Source organism: Synechococcus sp. CBW1002 (assembly GCF_015840915.1).
In the GTDB taxonomy this organism is placed as follows: Bacteria; Cyanobacteriota; Cyanobacteriia; order PCC-6307; family Cyanobiaceae; genus CBW1002.
In genome coordinates this window covers 1,667,764-1,690,489 of sequence record NZ_CP060398.1, presented here as the reverse complement: position 1 = coordinate 1,690,489, position 22,726 = coordinate 1,667,764, and the positions used below count along the sequence as shown (strand labels likewise).

The 22,726-nt window shown below is 63.3% G+C and carries 21 protein-coding genes; 13 read left to right on the top strand and 8 right to left on the bottom strand.

The annotated features are described in order from the left end of the window. Positions 1–168: 168 nt before the first annotated feature. The 3 genes from H8F24_RS08060 (at position 169) to H8F24_RS08050 (ending at position 2,704) form a co-directional block, all read left to right on the top strand. On the top strand, positions 169–1,395 hold the full coding sequence (locus H8F24_RS08060) for an LL-diaminopimelate aminotransferase (protein WP_197171690.1): 1,227 nt from the start codon (positions 169–171) through the stop codon (positions 1,393–1,395). A 137-nt stretch (positions 1,396–1,532) separates the two neighbouring features. Further along, positions 1,533–1,874 carry an ATP-dependent Clp protease adapter ClpS gene (clpS, locus tag H8F24_RS08055; protein WP_197172150.1) on the top strand — a complete coding sequence of 114 codons (342 nt, stop codon included), beginning with the start codon at positions 1,533–1,535 and terminating at the stop codon, positions 1,872–1,874. Next, a complete protein-coding gene (locus H8F24_RS08050; RefSeq protein WP_197171688.1) occupies positions 1,871–2,704 on the top strand; it encodes a CPBP family intramembrane glutamic endopeptidase in 834 nt (277 codons plus the stop codon). The genes clpS and H8F24_RS08050 overlap by 4 nt, the downstream gene beginning before the upstream one ends. A 9-nt stretch (positions 2,705–2,713) precedes the next feature. On the opposite strand, the gene H8F24_RS08045 is transcribed toward H8F24_RS08050, so the two are convergent. Further along, positions 2,714–3,085 (bottom strand): cell wall metabolism sensor histidine kinase WalK, encoded by a 372-nt coding sequence (locus tag H8F24_RS08045; RefSeq protein WP_197171687.1) that lies wholly within the window; start codon positions 3,083–3,085, stop codon positions 2,714–2,716. A gap of 154 nt (positions 3,086–3,239) precedes the next feature. On the opposite strand from H8F24_RS08045, the gene H8F24_RS08040 reads away from it, so the two are divergent. Further along, on the top strand, positions 3,240–4,199 hold the full coding sequence (locus H8F24_RS08040) for an IS5 family transposase (protein WP_370594819.1): 960 nt from the start codon (positions 3,240–3,242) through the stop codon (positions 4,197–4,199). A 180-nt stretch (positions 4,200–4,379) separates the two neighbouring features. Here H8F24_RS08040 and H8F24_RS08035 read toward each other — a convergent pair whose 3' ends face one another. Beyond that, positions 4,380–5,978 carry a photosystem II high light acclimation radical SAM protein gene (locus H8F24_RS08035; RefSeq protein ID WP_231598185.1) on the bottom strand — a complete coding sequence of 533 codons (1,599 nt, stop codon included), beginning with the start codon at positions 5,976–5,978 and terminating at the stop codon, positions 4,380–4,382. 262 nt (positions 5,979–6,240) lie between these two features. On the opposite strand from H8F24_RS08035, the gene psbA reads away from it, so the two are divergent. Next, positions 6,241–7,320, top strand: a complete 1,080-nt coding sequence (gene psbA / locus H8F24_RS08030) for a photosystem II q(b) protein (RefSeq protein WP_197156957.1) — start codon at positions 6,241–6,243, stop codon at positions 7,318–7,320. Positions 7,321–7,442: 122 nt separating this feature from the next. Here the strand turns inward: psbA and H8F24_RS08025 are convergent, their stop codons facing one another. Further along, positions 7,443–8,336 (bottom strand): SMP-30/gluconolactonase/LRE family protein, encoded by an 894-nt coding sequence (locus H8F24_RS08025; RefSeq protein ID WP_197171685.1) that lies wholly within the window; start codon positions 8,334–8,336, stop codon positions 7,443–7,445. Positions 8,337–8,738: 402 nt separating this feature from the next. On the opposite strand from H8F24_RS08025, the gene H8F24_RS08020 reads away from it, so the two are divergent. Beyond that, positions 8,739–9,314 (top strand): bile acid:sodium symporter, encoded by a 576-nt coding sequence (locus tag H8F24_RS08020; protein ID WP_231598184.1) that lies wholly within the window; start codon positions 8,739–8,741, stop codon positions 9,312–9,314. A 6-nt stretch (positions 9,315–9,320) separates the two neighbouring features. Here H8F24_RS08020 and H8F24_RS20025 read toward each other — a convergent pair whose 3' ends face one another. Next, positions 9,321–10,160: a helix-turn-helix domain-containing protein gene (locus H8F24_RS20025; protein ID WP_304623209.1), complete on the bottom strand. Its 840-nt coding sequence runs from the start codon at positions 10,158–10,160 to the stop codon at positions 9,321–9,323. 197 nt (positions 10,161–10,357) lie between these two features. Here H8F24_RS20025 and H8F24_RS08010 point away from each other — a divergent pair, with 197 nt between their 5' ends. The 5 genes from H8F24_RS08010 to H8F24_RS07990 all read left to right on the top strand — a co-directional run bounded on the left by H8F24_RS08010 (position 10,358) and on the right by H8F24_RS07990 (position 14,741). Continuing rightward, positions 10,358–11,860, top strand: a complete 1,503-nt coding sequence (locus tag H8F24_RS08010; protein WP_197171683.1) for an arylsulfatase — start codon at positions 10,358–10,360, stop codon at positions 11,858–11,860. A 133-nt stretch (positions 11,861–11,993) separates the two neighbouring features. Next, on the top strand, positions 11,994–13,004 hold the full coding sequence (locus tag H8F24_RS08005) for a formylglycine-generating enzyme family protein (protein ID WP_370594663.1): 1,011 nt from the start codon (positions 11,994–11,996) through the stop codon (positions 13,002–13,004). A 3-nt stretch (positions 13,005–13,007) separates the two neighbouring features. Continuing rightward, positions 13,008–13,424: a DUF1622 domain-containing protein gene (locus tag H8F24_RS08000; protein WP_370594664.1), complete on the top strand. Its 417-nt coding sequence runs from the start codon at positions 13,008–13,010 to the stop codon at positions 13,422–13,424. Next, positions 13,421–13,813 carry a YidH family protein gene (locus H8F24_RS07995; RefSeq protein WP_197157172.1) on the top strand — a complete coding sequence of 131 codons (393 nt, stop codon included), beginning with the start codon at positions 13,421–13,423 and terminating at the stop codon, positions 13,811–13,813. The genes H8F24_RS08000 and H8F24_RS07995 overlap by 4 nt, the downstream gene beginning before the upstream one ends. Positions 13,814–13,868: 55 nt before the next feature. After that, complete coding sequence (locus H8F24_RS07990) at positions 13,869–14,741, top strand: bile acid:sodium symporter family protein (RefSeq protein ID WP_197171681.1); 873 nt, start codon at positions 13,869–13,871, stop codon at positions 14,739–14,741. Positions 14,742–14,766: 25 nt separating this feature from the next. On the opposite strand, the gene H8F24_RS07985 is transcribed toward H8F24_RS07990, so the two are convergent. Both H8F24_RS07985 and H8F24_RS07980 read right to left on the bottom strand, forming a co-directional pair. Further along, entirely contained in the window at positions 14,767–16,014 is a 1,248-nt protein-coding gene (locus H8F24_RS07985; protein WP_197171679.1) for a bifunctional 2-polyprenyl-6-hydroxyphenol methylase/3-demethylubiquinol 3-O-methyltransferase UbiG, read from the bottom strand. Positions 16,015–16,057: 43 nt separating this feature from the next. Beyond that, a complete protein-coding gene (locus H8F24_RS07980; protein WP_231598183.1) occupies positions 16,058–16,879 on the bottom strand; it encodes a hypothetical protein in 822 nt (273 codons plus the stop codon). A 618-nt stretch (positions 16,880–17,497) separates the two neighbouring features. Between H8F24_RS07980 and H8F24_RS07975 the strand changes: the two genes are divergently transcribed. Next, positions 17,498–18,880, top strand: a complete 1,383-nt coding sequence (locus H8F24_RS07975) for a mechanosensitive ion channel family protein (protein WP_231598182.1) — start codon at positions 17,498–17,500, stop codon at positions 18,878–18,880. An 86-nt stretch (positions 18,881–18,966) separates the two neighbouring features. Then, a complete protein-coding gene (gene aroC / locus H8F24_RS07970; RefSeq protein WP_197157183.1) occupies positions 18,967–20,055 on the top strand; it encodes a chorismate synthase in 1,089 nt (362 codons plus the stop codon). A gap of 47 nt (positions 20,056–20,102) precedes the next feature. Here the strand turns inward: aroC and H8F24_RS07965 are convergent, their stop codons facing one another. Together H8F24_RS07965 and ftsH3 are read right to left on the bottom strand one after the other, a co-directional pair. Beyond that, on the bottom strand, positions 20,103–20,783 hold the full coding sequence (locus H8F24_RS07965; RefSeq protein ID WP_231598181.1) for a bifunctional 4-hydroxy-2-oxoglutarate aldolase/2-dehydro-3-deoxy-phosphogluconate aldolase: 681 nt from the start codon (positions 20,781–20,783) through the stop codon (positions 20,103–20,105). A gap of 113 nt (positions 20,784–20,896) precedes the next feature. Beyond that, positions 20,897–22,693 (bottom strand): ATP-dependent zinc metalloprotease FtsH3, encoded by a 1,797-nt coding sequence (gene ftsH3, locus H8F24_RS07960; RefSeq protein ID WP_370594724.1) that lies wholly within the window; start codon positions 22,691–22,693, stop codon positions 20,897–20,899. Positions 22,694–22,726: the final 33 nt, after the last annotated feature.

Below are 22,726 nucleotides of genomic sequence, written 5' to 3'. Positions count from 1 at the left end.
CACGGCTTGGCAGAGCTTGATGCTATGCAGCGCCGCAGACGGCACCAGAGCCGGTGCTCTGCCAACGCCCCCTGGCGCAAGCCTGAGGAGAGCTGCCCTGCTGCGATCGGCCACTGCCGTAGGACAATCCCGCCAGCGACTCCAGCTGCGGCGCAGCCCTCTTTTGCCATGGTTCAGGTCAACGGCAACTACCTCAAGCTCAAGGCGGGCTATCTGTTCCCCGAGATCGCCCGACGGGTCAAGGCCTTCAGCGAGGCCAACCCCGAAGCCGCCATCATCCGCCTGGGCATCGGCGATGTGACCGAACCGCTGCCCGAGGCCTGCCGCATTGCCATGAAGGCCGCGATCGACGCGATGGGCACCCGCGAGGGCTTCCACGGCTATGGCCCGGAGCAGGGCTACCTCTGGCTACGCGAGAAGATCGCCGCCCACGACTTCCAGGCCCGCAGCTGCGACATCTCCGCTGAGGAGATCTTCGTGTCCGACGGCTCCAAGTGCGACAGCGCCAACATCCTCGACATCCTGGGGGAGGGCAACCGCATCGCCGTGACCGATCCGGTGTATCCGGTGTATGTAGACAGCAACGTGATGGCGGGCCGCACCGGCGAGGCCGATGCCGCGGGTCAGTACGGCGGGCTCACCTACCTGCCGATCAATGCCGAGAACGGCTTCACTGCTCAGATCCCCAGCGAAACGGTGGATCTGATCTACCTCTGCTTTCCCAACAACCCCACCGGCGCGGTGGCCACCAGGGAGCAGCTCAAGGACTGGGTCGACTACGCCCGCGCCAATGACGCCCTGATCCTGTTTGATGCCGCCTACGAGGCCTTCATCCAGGACCCCTCTCTGCCCCACTCGATCTACGAGATCGAGGGGGCACGGGAGTGTGCGATCGAGTTCCGCTCCTTCTCCAAGAACGCCGGCTTCACCGGCACCCGCTGCGCCCTCACCGTGGTGCCCCGCGATCTGATGGGCACCGCCGCCAATGGTGAGAAGGTGGAGCTGTGGGGCCTGTGGAACCGGCGCCAGTGCACCAAGTTCAACGGGGTGAGCTACATCGTGCAACGGGGTGCCGAGGCCGTGTATTCACCCGAAGGGCAGACCCAGGTGAAGGCCCTGATCGACTTCTACATGGAGAACGCCGCGATCATCCGCCGCGAACTCAGCGCCGCGGGACTGCAGGTTTACGGCGGCGAGCAGGCCCCCTACGTCTGGCTGAAGACCCCCGAGGGCGTGGATTCCTGGGGCTTCTTCGATCGACTGTTGAGCCAGGCCCATGTGGTGGGCACCCCCGGCAGCGGCTTCGGTGCCGCCGGCGAGGGCTACTTCCGCCTCTCGGCCTTCAACAGCCGCGCCAACGTGGAGGAAGCGATGCGCCGGGTGCGGGCCCTGTGAGTCAGGTGATCTCCAATCCGGCCCTGCAACCGCAAGCCCAGGGCGAATCGATACAGTTGGCCCAGGTCATGCTGGAGTCCCTCATGACGCCTCCTTCCCTGATGCTGCCTGTGGCTGATGCCTCCAGGATCCACGCGTTGGATGCTGCTGCCGGAGCCCACTGGCACGCCACCGCCACACCCAGCCGTTCCCCCGGCGGGGCGGCTGTGATCGAAAAGACGACGGAGCGAGTGCGCAAGCCCTCGCCCCGGTACAAGGTGCTGCTGCACAACGATCCGGTCAACTCCATGGAATACGTGGTGACGACCCTGCGCCAGGTGGTGCCCTCCCTCAGCGAGCAGGACGCGATTGCCGTGATGCTGGAGGCCCACAACACCGGCGTGGGTCTTGTGATCGTCTGCGATCTGGAGCCGGCGGAGTTCTACTGCGAAACCCTCAAGGGCAAGGGGCTCACCAGCACGATCGAACCGGAGACATGAGCCTGGCCGGTGCCGCCGGCCCCTGGCGCTGGCTGGCGGGGCTGCTGTACGTGCCCCTGCTCTATGGAGCGGGATGGCTCCTGGCTCTGCCCCTGCCCCTGGCGCCGGCTGATCGCCCCCTGATCGGCACCGCCTTCACCCTGGCCCTGTTCCTGCTCAGCCTGCCCCTCTGGGTGGGTCGGATGTGGCGGCAGCCGGCCCCCTGGACGACGCTGGGGGTGCTCGGCCCCGCACCAGCTGTACTGCGGGCGTTGCTGCGCGGCCTGTTGAAGGCCCTGCTGCTGCTGCTGGTCCTCAGCCTGCCCCTGGTGCTGGGCGGCTGGGCCCACTGGCAGGGAGGCGTGGCACTGAGTGATTGGATCAACGCCCTGCTGCTGATGCTTGGGGTGGGCTTCGCCGAGGAACTGGTGTTCCGCGGCTGGCTCTGGGGGGAACTCACCCAGCTGCTGGGGGGCAGCCGCTTGGCAGGCCAGAGGGCCCTGCTGGCCCAGGCGGTTCTGTTCAGCCTGGTGCACACCCGTTTCAACCTGGGGCCGGCGGCGCTGCTGGCCCTGCTGGGGGGACTGGGGCTGCTGGGTCTGGTGCTGGGCCTGCAGCGCCGCGCCGATGGGGGCCTGCTCTGGGGCGCCATCGGGCTGCACGGCGGCCTGGTGGGGGGCTGGTTCCTGCTGCAGGGAAGCCTGCTGCAACTGTCCAGCCAGGCCCCGGCCTGGCTGGTGGGTCCAGGTGAGGTGGCACCCAACCCGATCGGTGGGCTGGTGGGATGGCTCGGCCTGGGGGCACTGCTCTGGGTGCGGCGGCGCTGGTGGGCCCATCAGGCGCGCCCCTGACTGATGGACTTACCTGGGAAAGCTGACCCTCAAGGTTGTGCCCTCCCCGGGCTGGCTCTGGGCTGCAATGGTTCCATGATAACGATGGACGATTTCCTGGGCAATCGCCAAACCCAGACCTGTGCCTCCCATCGCGCGGGAACGCGACTTTTCAACGCGGTAAAAGCGTTGAAATAAATGGGGCAGATGCTCTGCAGAGATGCCAGGCCCGGTATCACTCACGCTGACCTGAACGGAGCCCCGCTGAGCAACAGCTGTCACGGTGACAGCTCCCGAAGCGGGGGTGTGTTTCACAGCATTATCCAGCAGATTCAAAAACAATCGAATCAGATGATCTGGACTTCCCTGAATCTGGAGATCAGGGGCCAGATCAGTGACCAAGGGCACCTCGAAAAATCAGCAAGCTGGTTGATTACGATGGAATAGCGATAGAATCAGGAAATCAGACTGCATGCCAGCGGTGGGCAAAAGAGGGTTTTGGGACGAACAGCATAGGGTCGCAAAGCTCCAAGAGAAGAAGCCGGTTCTCTAGCGGCTGTCTGATTCGATCCCATGGGAAAAATTCCAGCCGATACTTGACCAAGGATACGCGCAGGATCGCAAGAGCAATGCAGGGCGTAAGCGGATTGATCCGCTGATCCTTTTCAAGATGCTTGTTCTCCAGCAGCTATTTAACCTCAGCGATGATGAGTTTGAGTTCCAGGTGAATGACAGGCATTCCTTTGAGGAGTTTGTCGGGCTGGGTGTGATGAACAGCATTCCTGATGCAACCACAGTCGCCTTGTTCAGGGAAAGGCTGCGCAAAGCAGGAGTGATTGAGGAGCTCTTCGAGATGCTCGAGGCATACCTCCGCTCACAGGGACTCCAAGCCCGTGGTGGTCAGATTATTGATGCGACTCTCGTACCTGTCCCCAAACAGCGCAACACCCGTGACGAGAACAAGGAAATCAAAGCAGGTAGGCTGCCGGAAGGCTGGGAAGAAAACCCAGATCGCCTGCGGCAGAAGGATCTAGACGCTCGCTGGGTTAAAAAGAACGGCATCAACTACTTCGGTTACAAGAACAGCATCTGCATTGACGTCGACCATGGCTTTATCCGCCGATATGCCATTACACCTGCCAATATTCATGACAGTCAGATGCTTCCACGGCTGCTGGATCCGGAGAATGAACATGATTATGTCTGGGCAGACTCAGCTTATTCAGGTGAGTGCTTTGAAGATCTGCTGAGCTTGGGGCGCTTCGAAAGCTTGATCCACGAAAAGGGCGCTCGCAATCACCCGCTCAGCGACGCCGCCAAGGACCTAAATCGCGTCAAGTCAGCCATCAGAGCGTGTGTGGAGCATGTCTTCGGCTGCATGACAATGTCAATGGGTGGGAAGCTGACGCGAAAGATTGGGCTGGCAAGGAACGAGGCATGGTGGGGGCTCAAGAATCTGGCCGTCAACTTCCTTCGCTATCTTCAGCGCATCAGCCATGAACCAGTGGTGGCATGAATCCTCGAAGGAGTGTCCGATAGCGCAGTAAAAAGCTCACTCGCCGATACAAAATTCTGCTGCATGCCGCCATTGGCGGCTTTTTGCATGCCTGAAGAACACTGGGAAACAGCTAATTTTTCGAGGCGCCCTAAAGACAGACGGTGTCAACCAGGCCCTGAGGCTGTGACGACGGCAGCATCAATGGGTGGCGGTGGCCATGGCCCGACGCCCTTCCACCGGCGCATGCAGTGCCTCCTCCAGGGGAGCGGTGCCGTAGTCGCGCTCCAGCAGGGCCATCACGGTGCGACCGAAATCAGCGGGGTTGCGTTCAAAGGCCTCCAGACAGATCCGGCCGAACGTGCTGCCCATCGGCTCGGGGTTCCAGAGCAGCTTGCGGGCCGTCCAGGGGAGCATGCTCATCGGGTCGTAGCCCGGCTGAATCAGGCCCTGCTCGAAGCCATACTGCTCGAGATGGGTGTGGGGCTGCAGGCCGATGAAGAAGATGGCTGGCTCCACCTTGTCGGCGCCGAAGATCCGCTCCAGTTCGCGGTGGTAAGCCACGGTCTGGCGGATCGTCTCGGGCCGCTCATCGATCACGTTGAACGAATAATTCACCGATACATGCTCGCGGAAGCCGGCCCGGGCCAGCAGGCGGCAGTTCTCTAAAACAGTGCGCAGGTTGTAGCCCATGCGCATCTTGCGCACCAACTCCTGGGATCCGGAGGTGATACCGATCTCGAAGTAGTCCATGCCGGTGGCCACCATCAGCTCCGCCAGCTCGGCATCGATGTTGTCGGCACGGATGTAGGCGGCCCAGCGGATGTCGGTCATGCCATTGGCCTGGATCGCCCGCAGCAGCTGCTTGGCGTCTTCGATGTAGCGGCGGGCGGGGATGAACTGGGCGTCGGTGAACCAGAAACCGCGAACGCCCCGGTCGTAGAGCTGCCGCATCTCCCGCACCACCTCCTCCACCGGGTTCACCCGCACCGCCTTGCCTTCCACCACGGTGTAAACGCAATAGCAGCAGTTGTGGGGACAGCCGCGCTTGGTCTGCACCCCCACGTAGAAATCGCCCCCTTCCAGATACCAGTTCAGCTGGGGCCAGATCGTTTCGATGTAGGCGTAGTCGCAGGCGGTCTTGCTCAAGCTCCGCGGCTGCTCGTGAATCAGACCAGGCCTTGGCGCCTCACCCACCACATAACAGCGCTCGCCGCTGAGGGAGTCCCCCCGCAGCAGCTTCTCCAGCAGGGGCTCGCCCTCCCCCACGGACACCACCGTGCCCCGGGGGAGGCTGCGGCCCAGCTGCTCGTAAAACACACTCACAGCGCCGCCACCGATCACGGCACGGGCCTCGGGCGCAAAGCGCCGCGCCCGCCGCAACCCGCGACGCACCAGCCGCAGGTTGCGCCACAGCTCGCCGTAGAAGGCACCCATCAGCCGCAGGCCGCCCATGGCACCGCGCAGCCTCCGCATGGGATTGCGGGCGTAGAACACCTCAAAGGAATTCTGCAGCGGATTGCCGCCACGGCCGTCCACCGGCGCATAGATCTGAATGTCTCGCCAGGAGAACACCAGCAGGGTGGGGCGGAAGGCCTCAATCGTGTGGAGCAGCACCCGCTCCACATCCAGCACCGGCAAGGCCGCCAGATCAAGAATGCGCTGCGGCAGCCCCGGGAAAACCTTGTGCAGGTGATCGGCCAGGTAGATGGGCCCGATCGGGAAGATGGGGTTGCAGGGCAGTCGCACCAGCAACACCCGGTGCTGGCTCGGGGCGCTCCGATCAGGCAGGGTGCTCACTCCGATCCGGCTCCGGCGGGGTCAATGGTTGACCGGGGTGGACGCTAACAAGCACGACCGGAGGGCGAGGGGGCCAGCCCAGGGGCAGAGGGAGGGGAAGCCGCCCCAGCCAGAAACTTCATGAACCCCCCTTTACAGATCCGCAACATTCCTTTACGCTCATGCACAGGCGGATCGCCTCTGTGGAGGGTTTCCCCTCAACGGAAATCCGTCCATACCTCTTCCGGAGCCTCCAGGCCCTGGATTACCAACCCCTGTTCTCATGACCACCACTCTCCAGCAGCGCCAAGGCGCTTCTGCGTGGAATCAGTTTTGCGAGTGGGTCACCTCCACCAACAACCGCCTCTATGTGGGCTGGTTCGGTGTGCTGATGATCCCGACGCTGCTGAGCGCCACCATCTGTTTCATCGTTGCCTTCATCGCCGCTCCCCCCGTCGACATCGACGGCATCCGTGAGCCCGTTGCCGGCAGCCTGATCTACGGCAACAACATCATCTCCGGTGCTGTTGTTCCCTCCAGCAACGCCATCGGCCTGCACTTCTACCCCATCTGGGAAGCCGCCAGCCTCGACGAGTGGCTGTACAACGGCGGTCCTTACCAGCTGGTGGTGTTCCACTTCCTGATCGGCGTCTTCGCCTACATGGGCCGCGAGTGGGAACTGTCCTACCGCCTCGGCATGCGCCCCTGGATCTGCGTCGCCTACAGCGCCCCCGTGGCCGCTGCCAGCGCCGTTTTCCTGATCTACCCCTTCGGTCAGGGTTCCTTCTCTGACGGCATGCCCCTCGGCATCTCGGGCACCTTCAACTACATGCTGGTGTTCCAGGCCGAGCACAACATCCTGATGCACCCCTTCCACATGCTGGGTGTGGCCGGTGTGTTCGGCGGCAGCCTGTTCTCCGCCATGCACGGCTCCCTGGTGACCTCGTCGCTGGTGCGTGAAACCACCGAGAGCGAGAGCCAGAACTATGGCTACAAGTTCGGCCAGGAAGAAGAGACCTACAACATCGTGGCTGCCCACGGTTACTTCGGTCGCCTGATCTTCCAATACGCCTCCTTCAACAACAGCCGCAGCCTCCACTTCTTCCTGGCCGCCTGGCCTGTGGTCGGCATCTGGTTCACCGCCCTGGGCGTGAGCACGATGGCCTTCAACCTGAACGGTTTCAACTTCAACCAGTCGATCCTCGACGGCCAGGGCCGCGTGGTGAACACCTGGGCTGATGTGCTGAACCGCGCTGGTCTGGGCATGGAAGTGATGCACGAGCGCAACGCTCACAACTTCCCCCTCGATCTGGCCGCAGCTGAAGCCACCCCGGTGGCTCTGATGGCTCCTTCGATCGGCTGAGGCTAAGCCTCTATCCAACAGGCATTCGAATCATCGATCGCCTTTCGGGCCCTTCTCCTCAGGAGAAGGGCTTTTTTTTGTCTTGGGCTCGGATCGATCTGATCCATCAGCCGGCAAAGCGATCAGCCGGCGAAGCGATCCGCCGCGGAGCCGCACACCCCCACATCCACGCAGAACAGGCCTCCAGCCAAGGGCTGCTGGGCACAGACCTCGGCCCCGAGGCCACGACGCGCCGTGGTGATGAACAGACGATCGAGGGACGGGCCTCCAAAGCAGCAGGAGGTGACCTGGCTGCAGGGCAGATCGACGATCCCGATGCAATCGCCGCTGCGGGGGTTCCAGCGGGTCACGGCCGAACCGCCGTACAGGGCGACCCAGAGCATGCCCTCCTGATCGATGGTCATGCCATCGGGCAGGGCGTTCCAGTCGGAGGGAATCTGCAGGCAGGATTGAGCTGGTCCGGCAAGCTCACCATCTGGAGTGAGGGGATAGGCCACCACCTGCAGGGTGGGGGAATCGATCAGATAGAGACAAGACGCCTCCAGGTCCCAGGCCAGTCCATTCGCAATGCTGAGGTTGGGCACCAGGCACCGACTCTGCAGCGACGGCTCCAGGCACCACAAGGCGCCAGCCCCCGGGGTGAAATCCAGGGCCATCGAGCCAGCCCAGAAGCGGCCCCAGGGGTCGCACTTGCCGTCGTTGAATCGGTTCAGGGGTTGCTGGAGTTCCTGATCGTGCAGCACCGTGAGCTGGCCGGAGCTGGGATCGAGTCGGTGGAAGCCGTTGGCGCAGGCCACCAGCAGATCTCCCCGCTCCGTGGGGACCACACAACCGACCATGGTGCCGAGATCGAGCCAGCGATTGTCCCGGGTCTCCACGTCAAACAGACCAACCCGACCTGCCTCGATATCCACCCAGAGCAGACGATTGGCCTCGGCCCACCAGGTCGGCCCCTCACCCAGCAGCGCGCGGGCGTCCAGAACGCACTCGGCGGACCATCGGGGGAGCGAAGCCATTGACGGATCACCGCTGGCCGGAGTCTGACGCGATGCTCTCTACTCGGCAGGAAAGGGTGGGGAATTTAGGTTGACGCCGCTGCCGATCACCCTCGGCCCTTCCAAGCTGAAGCTGAATGATCGCCACCATCACCCTGTTCACGATCATGTTCGCCCTGGGAATGGGCCTGCAGCCCCAGGCCTTCGGGGCAATCCTTGAACGACCGGTCCTGTTCGCCCGTGTGCTGGTGGGCTCCTGCGTGGTGGTGCCCCTGATCGCCCTCGGGCTGCTGCTGCTGCCGATCAGCGCCGCCCTCTCCACACCGGCTCGCCTGGCCATCGCCTTGATGGCGATCTGCCCGAGCGCACCTCTGACCCTGCGCAAGGCTGGCAAGAAGGGGGGGCGACCGGGAACTGGCTGCGGTGCTGCAGGTCGGCGCCGCCGTGACCGCGATCGTCTCGATCCCCGTTCTGGCGGATGTGTATCGGGCCGCCTTCGCGGTTCAAAGCTGGGATCTGGGCCCCCAGGAAGTGGCCCAGCAGGTGGGCCTGTCCCAGGTGCTGCCTCTGCTGCTGGGGTTGGTGCTGCGCCAGCGCTGGCCGCAATTGGCGCAGCAGTGGCAAGGGCCGCTCGACAAGCTCGCCAACGCCCTCCTGGTTCTGCTGCTGGCCGTGGTACTAGTCACCACGGGCCCCCTGCTCCTTCCCTTCGTGACCGCCAACTGGATCGCCCTGGGATTGATGGCAACCCTGGTGGCGCTTTGCCTGGGGCTGGGCTATGGCCTCGCGGGAGCCGCACGTCACGAGCGGATCACAGTCTCCCTGGTGACCTCGATGCGCAACCCGGGTCTGGCCCTGCTGTTTGCCGGCACCTATGCCCCTGAGATGCCAGCCATCAAGATTGCCATCCTCGTTTACGTGCTGGTCACCGTGGTGCTGTCGATTCCCTTGCTGCAGACGCTGAACCGTCAGCCAGTCCAGGCGAAGGCGAACAGTTGATGGGCGCTAACCGCCCCCAGCCAGGGTCTGGCTGGGAAGCTCGCCGAACAGGCGGCGGTAGTCGCGGGCGAAATGCCCCGCGTTGAGAAAGCCCCAGCGCAGGGCCAGGCCACCGATCGTCACCGCCCGGGGATCGGCCGTCAGCAGCTCGCGCCGGATGCCATGCAGGCGATGCAACTTGATGTAAGCCATCGGTCCCATGCCGAGATGCTCCTGGAAACCCTGGAGCAGGCTGCGGCGGCCAGCATGAAGCTGGCGGCAGAGGGCATCGAGCGTGATCGGCTCCTGGGGATGCTCCCGCACCCACTGCTGGGCCTGCTTGACCAGCTCAAGCCTGGTGGGAGCTGGGAGGAGGCTGGCCTGGCAGCTGGAGCCCTGAACCATCGCCTCCAGCACCAGGGGCAGCAGGTCGCGGCTGAGCCCTTCGGGCGGCGGCACGGGGCTGGTCAGCAGGGCCAGCAGGAACCCTCGCAGACGACGATGGCGTTCGGGGCTGATCGCGAGGCAATTCGACGCAAGACCGGTGGCTTCGATATCAGCCCAGCCGAGGTCGGTGCTGGAGCGTTTCAAACGACTGGGCTGCAACAGGATCACACCAAGATCCAGAACTTCCGGCGTGGAGAGGTGAACGTCCGAGCGAACATCGAGACCGAACAGCATGTCGGGACCCACGGCCACACCATGCGCCCGCAGCGGAGTAAGGCTGGGGCCAGGGCTCTGGGTGAGATCGAGGGCCAGCACCTGCTGATCAGCGGGCTTCGGTCCAGCGACATGGAGCCTGCGGTTGAGCTGTAACCGCATCAGCCGCAGAGGTCCGAGCCGCCTCAGGGCCAACTGTCCGCGCATGGGGCCATCAGACAGCTGGCAGATCTGCAGATCCAGGCCGGCCTCTGAGAGATGAACGGCCAGCTGTTCAACCCCGTCGAACGAACGCGGCCGATCCATGAAGGCTTGCACTTTTTGAGTGCCCCAAGCTTGCCACCCTCTGCACCATGGGTCAGTGGTGTTTTAGACGCCCTCTCCCGCGCCCCTGAGCGACAGCCATGCCCAACGGAAAGCCCAACGTCCTGATCCTCTGGGGCGACGACATCGGCCAGAGCAACCTCAGCTGCTACAGCGATGGGCTGATGGGGTACCAGACCCCCAACATCGACCGGGTGGCCAAAGAGGGAGCCCGCTTCATCCACTACTACGCCGAGCAGAGCTGCACCGCCGGCCGGGCAGCCTTCATCTCCGGCCAGAGCGTGCTCCGCACCGGCCTCAGCAAGGTGGGTCTGCCCGGCGCCAAGGTGGGCTACCAGGACGAAGATCCCACCATCGCCGAGCTGCTCAAGCCCCAGGGTTATCGCACCGGTCAGTTCGGCAAGAACCACTTCGGGGATCGGGATGAATACCTGCCCACGATGCACGGCTTCGACGAATTCTTCGGCAACCTCTATCACCTCAATGCCGAAGAAGAGCCGGAGCTGCGCGACTATCCCCCTGAATCGGATTATCCCAACTTTCGCAAGAACTTCGGCCCCCGCGGCGTGTTGCACTGCTGGGCGAATGGCGACGGCACCCAGCGCATCGAGAACACCGGTCCGCTCACCAGGAAGCGGATGGAGACAGCCGACGAAGAGTTCATGAAGGAGGCCAAGCGCTTCATCAGGGATGCAGTGGCCTCCGGCGAGCCCTTCTTCGTGTGGTTCAACACCACCCACATGCACTTCCGCACCCATGCCCGTCCTCAGGACATCGGCCGTTCAGGACGCTGGCAGTCGGAGTATCACGACGTGATGATCTACCACGATCAGTGCATCGGCGAGATGCTCGATCTGCTCGATGAGCTGGGCATCAGCGACGACACGATCGTGATGTACAGCACCGACAACGGTCCCCACATGAACAGCTGGCCCGATGCCGGCATGACCCCCTTCCGCAACGAGAAGAATTCCAACTGGGAAGGGGCCTACCGGGTGCCGTGCCTGGTGCGATGGCCCGGCCACATTGAAGCCGGCACCCTGCTGACCGGCATCGTCAGCCATCTCGACTGGCTGCCCACGATCCTGGCGGCCGCCGGCGAACCGGAGATCAAGCAGAAGTGCCTCGAGGGCTACCAGGTTGGCAACAAGACCTTCAAGGTGCACCTGGATGGCTACAACATGCTCGACTACTGGACCGGAAAAACGGACACCAGCCCTCGGATTGAATACTTCTACTTCTCCGACGACGGTGATCTCACGGCCATGCGCTACGACAACTGGAAGATCGTGTTCATGGAGCAGCGTGCCACCGGCACTCTGCAGATCTGGATGGAGCCTTTCACCGTGTTGCGCATCCCCAAGATCTTCAATCTGCTCACCGATCCCTATGAGCGGGCCGACATCACCTCCAACACCTATTTTGACTGGCTGCTCGACCATGTCTTCCTGCTGATTCCCGCCCAGGCGAGGGTGGCTGAGGCCCTGGAAACCCTCAAGGCCTTCCCACCCCGCCAGAAGGCGGCCAGCTTCACGGTGAGCGATGCAATGGACAAGATCACCTCCACCCTCGGAAGTTCCTGAGGCCGGCCATTGCCGTCAGGGCCCGTTTCCACCTGGGCCACTGTCTTCACAGCAGGCCTGTCTTCAGCGGCCATGTCATCAGCGACTCCGGCTTCAACGGCCCTGACACATCGCCCCTCTCTTATTGCTCCACTTGGCCAGAACCACCCGCCAGACCAGCACCATGCAGCCCGGGAAAAACCAACCCGGTCGCCCCCCGGCCCGTGACATGGTGTGGATTCCGGGGGGCGCCTTCTGGATGGGCTCCGATGATCACTACCCCGAGGAGGCTCCGGCCCACCGGGTGACCGTGGAGGGGTTCTGGATCGACCGAACCCTGGTCACCAACACCCAGTTCCAGAAGTTCGTGAAGGCCACCGGCCACATCACCCTGGCCGAACGGCCGGCCGATCCGGCCGACTATCCCGGCGCCGACCCGGCGATGCTGCAACCGTCCTCGATTGTGTTCGCACCGCCAGATCGGCCTGTGGGGACAGGAGATCCCTACCGCTGGTGGACCTACCAGCCCGGCGCCAACTGGCGCCATCCCGAAGGACCGGGCAGCTCGATCAAGGGGCGTGAACACCATCCTGTGGTGCACGTGGCCTATGAAGACGCGCAGGCCTACGCCACCTGGATCGGTAAACAACTTCCCACCGAGGCCGAGTGGGAGCGGGCCGCCCGCGGCGGGTTGGATCAGGTCGAGTTCGCCTGGGGGAGCGAGCTCCATCCGGGCGGCCGCATGCTCGCCAACACCTGGCAAGGGGAGTTTCCTCACCAAAACACCCGCGAAGACGGCTACGAGCGCACCTCCCCGGTGGGGGCATTCCCCGCCAATGGCTACGGCCTGTCTGACTGCATCGGCAACGTCTGGGAATGGACCGTGGATTGGTATCAGCACCACGGTGCCGATGCCGAGATCCAACGCCATCAGCGACAGCCGAAAGAGGGCTGCTGCACCATCCCCAACCCCAGGGGCGGCTCCCGCGAGGCCAGCATTGACCCCACCTCCCAGCACCTGGGCATTCCCCGCAAGGTGGTCAAAGGGGGCTCGTTCCTTTGCGCCCCCAGTTATTGCCGCCGCTATCGACCGGCGGCGCGCATGGCCCAGGGCATCGATACCTCGACGTGTCATATGGGCTTTCGCTGCATCGTGCGGAGCTGATCAGTGGCGCTGACAACCCTGATGAAGATGGGGATGAATCAGATCGCAGAAACGCTGCGGCTATGCCTGGAGTTTCTGTCGGTGTTGTGCGTGGCCACTGGCTTGGTGATCACGTTGCTGCAGGGATTCTGGCCGCAGGGATTTCGCCATCGCGTCAAGCGCCGCCAAGACCAGAGATCATTAAATCGAGCTCGTCTAACCTTCGGCAGCTGGCTGTCTTTAGCATTGGAATTTCAGCTGGGGGCCGACATCGTGGCTACAACCACGACACCATCAAAGCAAAACCTGATCCAATTAGCCACCATTGCCGTGATCAGAACCTTCCTGAATATCTTTCTGGCGAGGGAACTTGAAGCAGAGCAAACTTTTGAAGACAACACCAGAAAGCTGGCAACGGTTCTCGGCCAGGAATCAAAATGACCGCCAATCTCAACAACGAACTAGCCAAGGAGCGCAGCCGGGCAGCCGCCGAGCGCACCATGATGGCCTGGATCCGCACCTGCCTGTCGCTGATCAGTTTCGGGTTCGGCCTCGACAAGATCATCGGCGCCATCGAGCGCTCGCGCTTTGAAGGCAGCTCCCATGCCAGCATGAGTGTGCGATTGGTGGCAATCGGATTCGTACTCACAGGCATTCTGGCGATGGCAGCGGCAACTCGCCAGCACCTGCGCGTGCTTAAACGATTGATGCGTGACGACTTCGTTTATGTCAATCAGACATCGATCGCCATCTTCACGGCTGTCGCACTGACTCTGATCGGCATCGTTGCCCTGGCCCTGTTGATTTCCGGAGCCTCTGTCTCCCGATGATGAGCTGAAACCTCAGGCCGCCTCGTAACACTTCAGTTCTGCTGCATCATTCACCATGCCTCCCATCATCACCTGGTTGGTGAGTGCCACCATCTTTACGGTCATGTTTGCCCTGGGGCTGGGGCTGCACGGATCCTCATTCGCCTTGACGCGGCATCACCCCGGTGTGCTCAGCCGGATCCTGATCGGCACCTGCCTGCTGGTTCCCCTCACAGGGCTTCTGCTGCTGGAGCTTCCTGTGGCGGAAGATCTTTCCACCGCGGCCAAGTTCGCCATTGCTCTGATGGTGATCTGCCCGAGCGCCCCTCTGGCACTGCGTCGGGCGAGTGCGCAGAGCAGATCTGCCGAGCTGGCGGCCCGGATTCAGGTATCGGCAGCCATAGTGGCGATTATCACAATTCCCTTGCTGGCGCAACTGTTCACCGCGATCAAACCGGTGACGGGGTGGAACATCAGCCCGGTTGAAGTCGCCCTGCAGGTCACCCGGGTTCAACTGATACCGCTGGCAGCGGGGCTGCTGGTGAAAACCTGGAGACCCGCATGGGCAGAGCGATGGAGCAGCACCATCAACAAAGTGGCCACGGCGCTGCTGGTGCTGATGATCGTGGTGTTACTTGTGATGACAAGCGGCGACCTGATTCCATTCCTGACGAAGAATAGTCTCGGCCTTGTCTTCATGATCGCCATGGTCGTGATCAGCTTCGGCATCGGCTATGGCTTGGCCGGGCCTGGACCGAACGAACGACCAGTTGTCGCTTTGGTGACGAGCACAAGGAACCTGGGACTGGCAGCTCAGCTTGCCGTGGTTTATGGGTCAACCATTCAAGGGCTGATTCCTGCCGTGCTGTCGTACACATTGATCAGCCTGGTGTTCTCCACTATTCTCCTGAATCTGTTGGCGCGCCGAACAAACAGCCCGCTGAGCTGAGTCATCCCCAAGGGGGGCAGACACTTCAGTTGGGGGCGTCTTTGCTGGGTGATCCATCGAACACAATCTGGTCATACTGCCAAAGGCGCCTGAAGAAACGAAGGGCCCGCTTCTCACCGCTAGCCATCTTCGCCGTCTGCACAATCTCGCCCAGGGTTCGCTCCCCATCGATTGCGCCCAACAAACTGGCCTGGTCGCTGTCGATCGGGAGGATCAGATCAGAGCAGGTATGGGCCTGGTTGAGCAGGATCGCCGTTGCACCAGCTGGAAGTCGCTCCCGTACCTTCAGCGTCCAGGGAATCCGAAGCGGGATCAGACCTCTCCAGCCATCATCACGGCGAGAACGCTGCTGCGGAGCCAGGGGATCGGGCCGGTTGATTCCAGCATCCTCCTGCCGAAAAGCCGTGAAATAGTGCTTGGTGATCGTTCCCCGGAACAGTTCCACCGCCGCATGCTGGGACGGAGACGGCAGCGCTCCCAGCTGCGCAGCATGGGGTGTCTGCGCCACCACACCACACTGGGGCAGATAGGGAGCCTGCTCCATCCAACGGCCAAAGGCCATGCCGCATCGGTCGAGCCACGCATGCAACTGGGGAACGCTGTAGGCCCGGTCCTGGGGATGGAGGAGCGCGTCGGCGAGCGCATCAGGATGCAGAAAGTCCTTGGTGGCGCGCATCACACTGGCGAGGGGATGCTGCGGGGGAAGCGTCTGCAACGTGGCACTGAGAGCCTCGAGGTCCTGATCGGAACTGCCGATGTCCAGCAAACGGCAATAGTCCTGCAGCATGTAGAGGCCCGATCGTCCGTAGAGGGCATAGACCATCAACTGCATGGCCCCCTGGGGATTCAGCGCATCCCGCAGCGCCTTCAATCCCTGGTCAGGATCAGGCAAGTGATGCAGCACACCGGTGCAGATGATCTGATCAAACCTCTGGTTCAGCTCACCAATCTGCTCAATCGGCAGTTGATGGAGCTTCAGGTTGGTGATTCCGTGTTTCTGCTGAAGCAGGCGTGTATGGCAGAGGCTGGCTTCGCTGATGTCGATCCCCACCACCCTTGCATCTGGCTCCCTCAGGGCGATCGCTGCAGCCTGGGAGGTGCCGCAGCCTGCCACCAGAATCGTGCGGGAGGCCCGATAGGGAAGGGTCGGCCAGAGCAGGCGAAACATCACCCGGCGTCGCAAGGGATCGCGATAGAGCTCGACGAGGCGATCGAGATCCTTCGGAGGCGCAGGATAGGGATGGCGTTCGTAGAACGTTTGAACGGCAGTCATCAACGAGGCGCCATCAAGCAAGAAACCGTGGTGTGAGGCCCTTTCAGAAGAAGAACTTCAGGCCCACCTCGACACCGTTCTGATAACTGGTATACCCACTGGCTCGACTGCTGGCGCCGTTGTCGTAGTCAATCCCCAGATAACGCCAGGAGACATTGAGATCCGTATTGTTGCCCACCGCATAGCCAAGGCCCACCTGGGCATTGCCGGATAGATCCCTGGCGCCGGAGAGCCCCCAGCCCCCCAAATCGGCACGGGCGAAGGCGCGCAGCTTCGGCGAGAGAAACACCGTGGCCTGGGTACCCACCAGAGGTTGCACCCAGGTTCGGCCGAAGCTGCCCTCCCGTTCCACACGCAGCCCACGGTCACCATTGCCACGCACCTGAGCCGAGACATCCAGGTTGGCCTGGAGCAGCCGAATCCCGGCATAGGGAATCACGCTGTAAGCCCCCGGCTTGCCGATCGCGGATTCCGGCGCACCGAAGCGGTAGCGGAGGGCCAGGTCATACATCCCCTGAATGGCGGTGAGCGACCCCTGCCCGGTGAAACGCCCCCGACTGGTGGTGCGAGTGGTCTGATCCCCGACCCGGGCATAGCTGAGATCGGTCAGCAGACCGATGCGGCCATATTCAACGCTGCCACGTGCAGACGTGGCCGACTGGAGGCGTGAGATCAAGTCGCCGAGATCAAGATCCGTGTCGGCCGAGAAGCCCCGAATCGTTGTGGTACCGGTCAGGCGAATCGGCAGAAATCCATACAATTCAACCGTGCTCGCCCAGACCTTTGGATCCGCCTCGATTCGGGCCTCCTCAGGGACCGGCATGGGCGACTCCGCCGGAGCCTCCTCGATGGGTTGTGCCTCCAAGGGCTCAGTCCATCCAGGCAAACCTGTGGTGATCAGCCAGACCCCCAGAACACATCCACCAAGCCGATCCGTTGCGAACCGAACTGATCGATTCATTCGACAGGGCCCGTCTAGAAGCATGCGGTAGTAGAAACGTACCCAATCTTACCTCAGCAAACTGGTCAGATTCGGGGCCAAAGCCCGTTGCCCATTCGTAACAAGCAGCCCCGCAGCAGCGCCACTCTCCTAAACCTGATCCACTCAGGAGTCGTCCGGCTCCCCCACCGTCCCCAGATCCCACCGATGGTCAGGTTTTGGCTGCGTCCTTGGTTTCGGCTGTTCCATGCCCTCCTGATCGCACCCCGGCCACCGAGGCGGGCAGGACGAGCGGGGCTGACGCTGGCGGCGGGGCTGTTGGCGGGGCTATTGGTTTGGGGTGGCATGGAGGGCCTGTCAACGACCGCCACAGTTGCTGCTCCAGCCACGGACAGCAAGCCATGGTGCAGCGCAAAACCGGTGTGGTTCACCCTCGAAGGACGCCAGGTCCTCGAGCTTCGCTCGGCAATCGGCGCCCAGGAGCCCTCCGACGTGGCCCGCAGAGGCAGCTTCATGCTCAAGAAACTGGCAGATAACAACAGAGTGCAGCCCAAGCAGATTGAAGTACTGGAAGACAATCCCTATACCCTGATCGGCATCCGCGGAGCTGGTTCAGATCCATTCCTGCGGCTGATGGCCGTGGATGATCGGGTCGCCCAGTGTTTTGATCTCAGCCGTCAACAACTAGCCATCCGCTACCGCGATCAGCTCCGGGGAGCCATCAGCTCTTACCGCAGCAACAACAGTCTCTCCAGTTGGTTGCGGGGCACAGCACTGGCTCTCCTGGTGCTCGGAATTTACGTGCTCTGGATCCGCTGGCAAGCCGCATTGCATACGCGCCTTCAGCAGAGCATTTCTCAACTGGATGGAATCAGGCTAGGTCGATTCCAGATCGGCACCAATGCTCTTCTAAGTACAGCCCAGATCACACGAGTTCTGACCCTACTCCTGCGCTTTGTCCACTGGGGTCTGCTACTGCTGATCAGCTACCTGCTGATTCCTCTGCTGCTCGGACTGTTTCCACCCACCAGCGCCATGGCGGAAGGCCTGCGGGAACAACTGCTCAGCGTGGTGAGTGCCGTCTTCAACGGGGTGGTGAGTTCCATCCCGGATCTACTCGCGATCGTGTTGATCCTGGCCCTCACCATCGGCGTGATGCGGCTCAGCACCTTCTGCTTCCGCGCCCTGGAGCGCGGCCACCTGCGCTTCGCCTGGTTTTACCCCGAGTGGGCGCGGCCAACGGGCCGGATCGCGGCCGTTCTGATCCTGGTGGGCGGTCTGGTGATCGCCTATCCCTACATCCCCGGCACCAGCACCAAGGCCTTCCAGGGTGCCGGCCTGTTCGTGGGCGTGCTGGCCGCCCTCGGCTCCAGCGCGATCGCCTCCAACATCATCAGCGGCCTGATGCTGATCTACACCCGCGCCTTCACCGAGGGGGATCGGGTGATGATCGATGGCGTGGTGGGACTGGTACAGGAACGGGATCTGTTGGTGACCCGGATTCGCACACCACGCAACGAACTGGTGAGCATTCCCAATGCCGCGGTGATTGCCGCCTCCGTGACCAACTACAGCTTCTCCCGGCGAGAGTTGAGCACTCCCGTCGCCCTGTCCACCACAATCACCATCGGCTACGACGTGCCGTGGAGAAAAGTGCATGAGCTGATGCTTTCGGCCGCCAGGAGTGCACCGGGAATTTCAGAGGAGATCGAACCGTTCGTGCTGCAGACCGCGCTTAACGACTTCCATATCAGTTATGAGCTCACCGCCTTCGTCAAAGACGTGGATCTCTACCGACGCACCCTCTCGGACGTGTTGGCCGCGCTGCAGGATTGCTTCGCGGCCGCCGAGGTGGAGATTCTCTCGCCCGGCTATCACGCCATCCGCAACGGCAATGCCAGCACCTTGCCCAAGGGCGAAGGCTGAACCCCAGCGGCTCAAAGCAAAGTGTCCCGTCGCCTTCGCTGCGGCGGCAGGAGCGTCCCCTACGCTCGCGTCAACGTGACGCCGCCATGGGCAGCAGCTTCGGCACCCTGTTTCGCATCAGCACCTTCGGCGAATCCCACGGCGGCGGCGTCGGGGTGATCGTCGACGGCTGCCCGCCGCGGCTGCCACTCGATCTGGAAGCCATCCAGGCCGAACTGGACCGACGCAAACCGGGGCAGAGCCGCATCACCACACCGCGCAAGGAGGATGACCGGGTCGAGATCCTCAGCGGCCTGCTGGACGGTGTGACCCTGGGCACCCCCATCGCCATGGTGGTGCGCAACAAGGATCAGCGCCCCGGCGACTACAAGGAGATGGCGGTGGCCTTTCGGCCGTCCCACGCCGATGCCACCTACCAGGCCAAATACGGCATTCAGGCCCGCAGCGGCGGTGGCAGGGCATCGGCGCGGGAAACCATCGGCCGGGTGGCTGCCGGCGCCATTGCCAAGCAACTGCTGGCCCATTGCCATGGCACCGAGGTGCTGGCCTGGGTGAAGCGGATCCACACCATCGAGGCGGCCATCAACCCGGCGGCGGTGACCCTGGAGAAGGTGGAAGCCAACATCGTGCGCTGCCCCGATGGCGAGAGCGCCGCGCGCATGATCGAGCGGATCGAAGCGATCGGGCGCGACGGGGATTCCTGCGGCGGCGTGATCGAGTGCGTGGTGCGCCAGGCCCCGATGGGGCTCGGCATGCCGGTGTTCGACAAGCTCGAAGCCGACCTGGCCAAGGCTGTGATGTCGCTGCCTGCCACCAAGGGCTTCGAGATCGGCTCCGGCTTCGGCGGCACCCTGCTCAAGGGGAGCGAGCACAACGACGCCTTCCTGCCCAGCGACGAGGGACGCCTGCACACGGCCACCAACAACTCCGGCGGGATCCAGGGGGGCATCAGCAACGGTGAGGACATCGTGCTGCGGGTGGCCTTCAAGCCCACCGCCACAATCCGCAAGGAACAACAGACGATCGACGCCAGCGGCGCCGCCACAACCCTGGCCGCCAAGGGGCGCCACGACCCCTGTGTGCTGCCGCGAGCGGTGCCTATGGTGGAGGCCATGGTGGCCTTGGTACTGGCCGACCACCTGCTGCGTCAGCAGGGCCAGTGCAGCCTCTGGTGAACGCAGCAGCGCCACCAGGATGCAGGTTGAGATCAGTCAGTCGCGGTTCAATCTGCCGCCGTCGCCGCTTCTGAGGCCGGCCCGATGCGGCCGAGCTCGACAAGCAGGAGCCGCAAGGGCTCCAGAGGCTGGACGGCTGCGTCAGCCTCCTCCCCCGGGCAAGGCAAGTTGTCTGAACGATCCAGGCAGAGCGAGGAGCCCAGGGCCACCGCATCGACGCCGCTGCGCAGCCAGGGGATCACATCCGCAGGCGACAGGCCGCCTGCAGCGATGCAGAACGGCAGGGTGCCGAGCGGCGCTCGCAGGCCTGACCAGTAGGCACTCCCCAGGGCATTCGCCGGAAAGAGCTTCACCAGCGGAGACCCGAGCAACCGGGCCTGATGCACTTCAGTGGGGCTCATCACGCCAGGCACCAGGGTGATGCCGGCCGCAGCCGCCTGCTGCACCAACTCGCCATCCAGGATCGGCGACACCACGTAGGAAAAACCCGCCGCTGAGCAATCAGCCAGGGCTTCGACCGTGCAGACCGAGGCCGCCCCAAGCCTCAGACCTGGAAAGGCGGCGATCAACTCGCGGCATTGGGGGCGCCAGTGCGGAGACTCCTGGAACGCCAGTTCAACATGACGCAGGCCCAGTTCGACCAGCCGCTCCAGAAGCGGAGCGGCATCAAGCGGGGCTTGGGGACGTAGAACCAGCAGCAGCGGCTGCCTCCGCAAGCTGGGAATCAAGCCGGCCGGATCAGCGGCAACCGCAGCAGAGGGCCTCAAAGGAGAATCACAGCGAGACGGATCCACCGGTGCCAGTGCCGGTGCCGGTCAAGCGCACCGGATCAACAGATCGGTCACACGTATTCGGCCACACGCACATCGCGGCGCACCAGCAACTCCTGCAGATCCTCGGCGTCCACAGTCTCCTTCTCCACCAGCATTTCGGCCAGTTCGTCAAGGACGGGGCGGTTGGAGCTCAACACCTCGTTGGCTCGCTTGTAGGCCTCAGCTACCAGCTCGCTCACCTCCTCATCGATCGCAGCAGCGGTGTCTTCGGAGAAATCGCGCTCGGCAGCAATATCGCGGCCAAGGAACATGCCCCCCTGACTGCGGCCCAGGGCCACAGGGCCGAGCCGATCGCTCATGCCGAAACGGGTCACCATCTGGCGGGCCACCCGAGCCACCTGCTGCAGGTCGTTGGAAGCGCCGGTAGTCACCTCATCTTCGCCGTAGACGATCTCCTCAGCGACACGGCCGCCCAGGGCAACGGCCATCTGGTTCTGGAGATAGGCGCGGGAATAGAGGCCAGACTCCATGCGTTCTTCGCTGGGGGTGAAGAAGGTGAGGCCGCCAGCGTTGCCGCGGGGAATGATCGAGATCTTCTGCACCGGGTCGTAATCCGGCATCAACGCGCCCACCAGGGCATGGCCGGCTTCGTGATACGCCACCAGGCGCTTGCGCTTCTCACTCATCACCCGATCCTTCTTCTCCGGACCAGCCATCACCCGCTCGATGGCATCGTTCACCTCATCCATGGAGATCTCAGTGAGCTGGTGACGGGCCGCCAGGATCGCCGCCTCATTGAGCAGGTTGGCCAGGTCAGCCCCGGTGAAACCGGGGGTGCGGCGGGCGACCTTGTCGAGGTCTACATCCTTGGCCAGGGTCTTGCCGCGGGCGTGCACCTCAAGAATCTGGAGGCGGCCGGAGTAATCGGGCCGGTCCACCACCACCTGGCGATCGAAACGACCGGGACGCATCAGGGCCTGATCCAGCACATCCGGACGGTTGGTGGCCGCCACGATGATGATGCCGGTGTTGCCCTCGAAGCCATCCATCTCGGTGAGCAGCTGGTTGAGGGTCTGCTCCCGTTCGTCGTTGCCACCACCAAGGCCGGCGCCGCGCTGACGACCCACCGCATCGATCTCGTCGATGAATACGATGCAGGGAGCATTCTTCTTGGCCTGCTCGAACAGGTCCCGCACGCGGCTGGCGCCGACGCCCACGAACATCTCCACGAATTCCGAACCGGAAATCGAGAAGAAGGGCACGCCGGCCTCGCCGGCAACGGCTTTGGCCAGCAGGGTCTTGCCGGTGCCAGGAGGGCCCACCAGCAGCACGCCTTTGGGAATCTTGGCGCCAACGGCCGTGAAGCGGTCCGGATTCTTGAGGAAGTCGACCACCTCGGTGAGCTCGAGCTTGGCCCCTTCAATGCCGGCCACATCGCCGAAGGTGACCTGGGTCTGGGGCTCCATCTGCACCCGCGCCTTGCTCTTGCCGAAGCTCATCGCCGGGTTACCGCCACCGCCCTGGGCGCGGCGCAGCAGGAAGAACAGACCACCGAGCAGCAGCAGCGGGAAGATCAGGCTGCCCACGGCCTGCTGCCAGGCCGCCGGCTCGCGGCTGGGCTGCACGGCGATGTCCACATCATGATCGGTGAGCAGCTTCAGCAGATCCTTGTCAGGAGCGAGGTTGACCACGGCGCGGCGGCCGTCGTTCTCGACCACCTGGGCGGTGCCCCGGTCAGGGGAGATCAGCACGCGCGAGACCTCGTTGCCCTGAACCGCCTCGACGAAATCGCTGTAGCGGAGCGTGCGGGGCGCATTGGCCGGATCGGGACGATCCAGGAAGGCGGTGCCCACCGCAATCACCACCACGGCCAACAGGACGTAAAGCCCCGCATTGCG

Excerpts from the sequence above, each read along its gene's own strand:
- aroC (WP_197157183.1), top strand. The coding sequence starts at position 18,967 with ATGGGCAGCAGCTTCGGCACCCTGTTTCGCATCAGCACCTTCGGCGAA.
- psbA (WP_197156957.1), top strand. The coding sequence starts at position 6,241 with ATGACCACCACTCTCCAGCAGCGCCAAGGCGCTTCTGCGTGGAATCAG.
- H8F24_RS08050 (WP_197171688.1), top strand. The coding sequence starts at position 1,871 with ATGAGCCTGGCCGGTGCCGCCGGCCCCTGGCGCTGGCTGGCGGGGCTG.
- H8F24_RS08010 (WP_197171683.1), top strand. The coding sequence starts at position 10,358 with ATGCCCAACGGAAAGCCCAACGTCCTGATCCTCTGGGGCGACGACATC.
- H8F24_RS07995 (WP_197157172.1), top strand. The coding sequence starts at position 13,421 with ATGACCGCCAATCTCAACAACGAACTAGCCAAGGAGCGCAGCCGGGCA.
- H8F24_RS20025 (WP_304623209.1), bottom strand. The coding sequence starts at position 10,160 with ATGCGCGGACAGTTGGCCCTGAGGCGGCTCGGACCTCTGCGGCTGATG.
- H8F24_RS08060 (WP_197171690.1), top strand. The coding sequence starts at position 169 with ATGGTTCAGGTCAACGGCAACTACCTCAAGCTCAAGGCGGGCTATCTG.
- H8F24_RS08025 (WP_197171685.1), bottom strand. The coding sequence starts at position 8,336 with ATGGCTTCGCTCCCCCGATGGTCCGCCGAGTGCGTTCTGGACGCCCGC.
- H8F24_RS07985 (WP_197171679.1), bottom strand. The coding sequence starts at position 16,014 with ATGACTGCCGTTCAAACGTTCTACGAACGCCATCCCTATCCTGCGCCT.
- H8F24_RS07990 (WP_197171681.1), top strand. The coding sequence starts at position 13,869 with ATGCCTCCCATCATCACCTGGTTGGTGAGTGCCACCATCTTTACGGTC.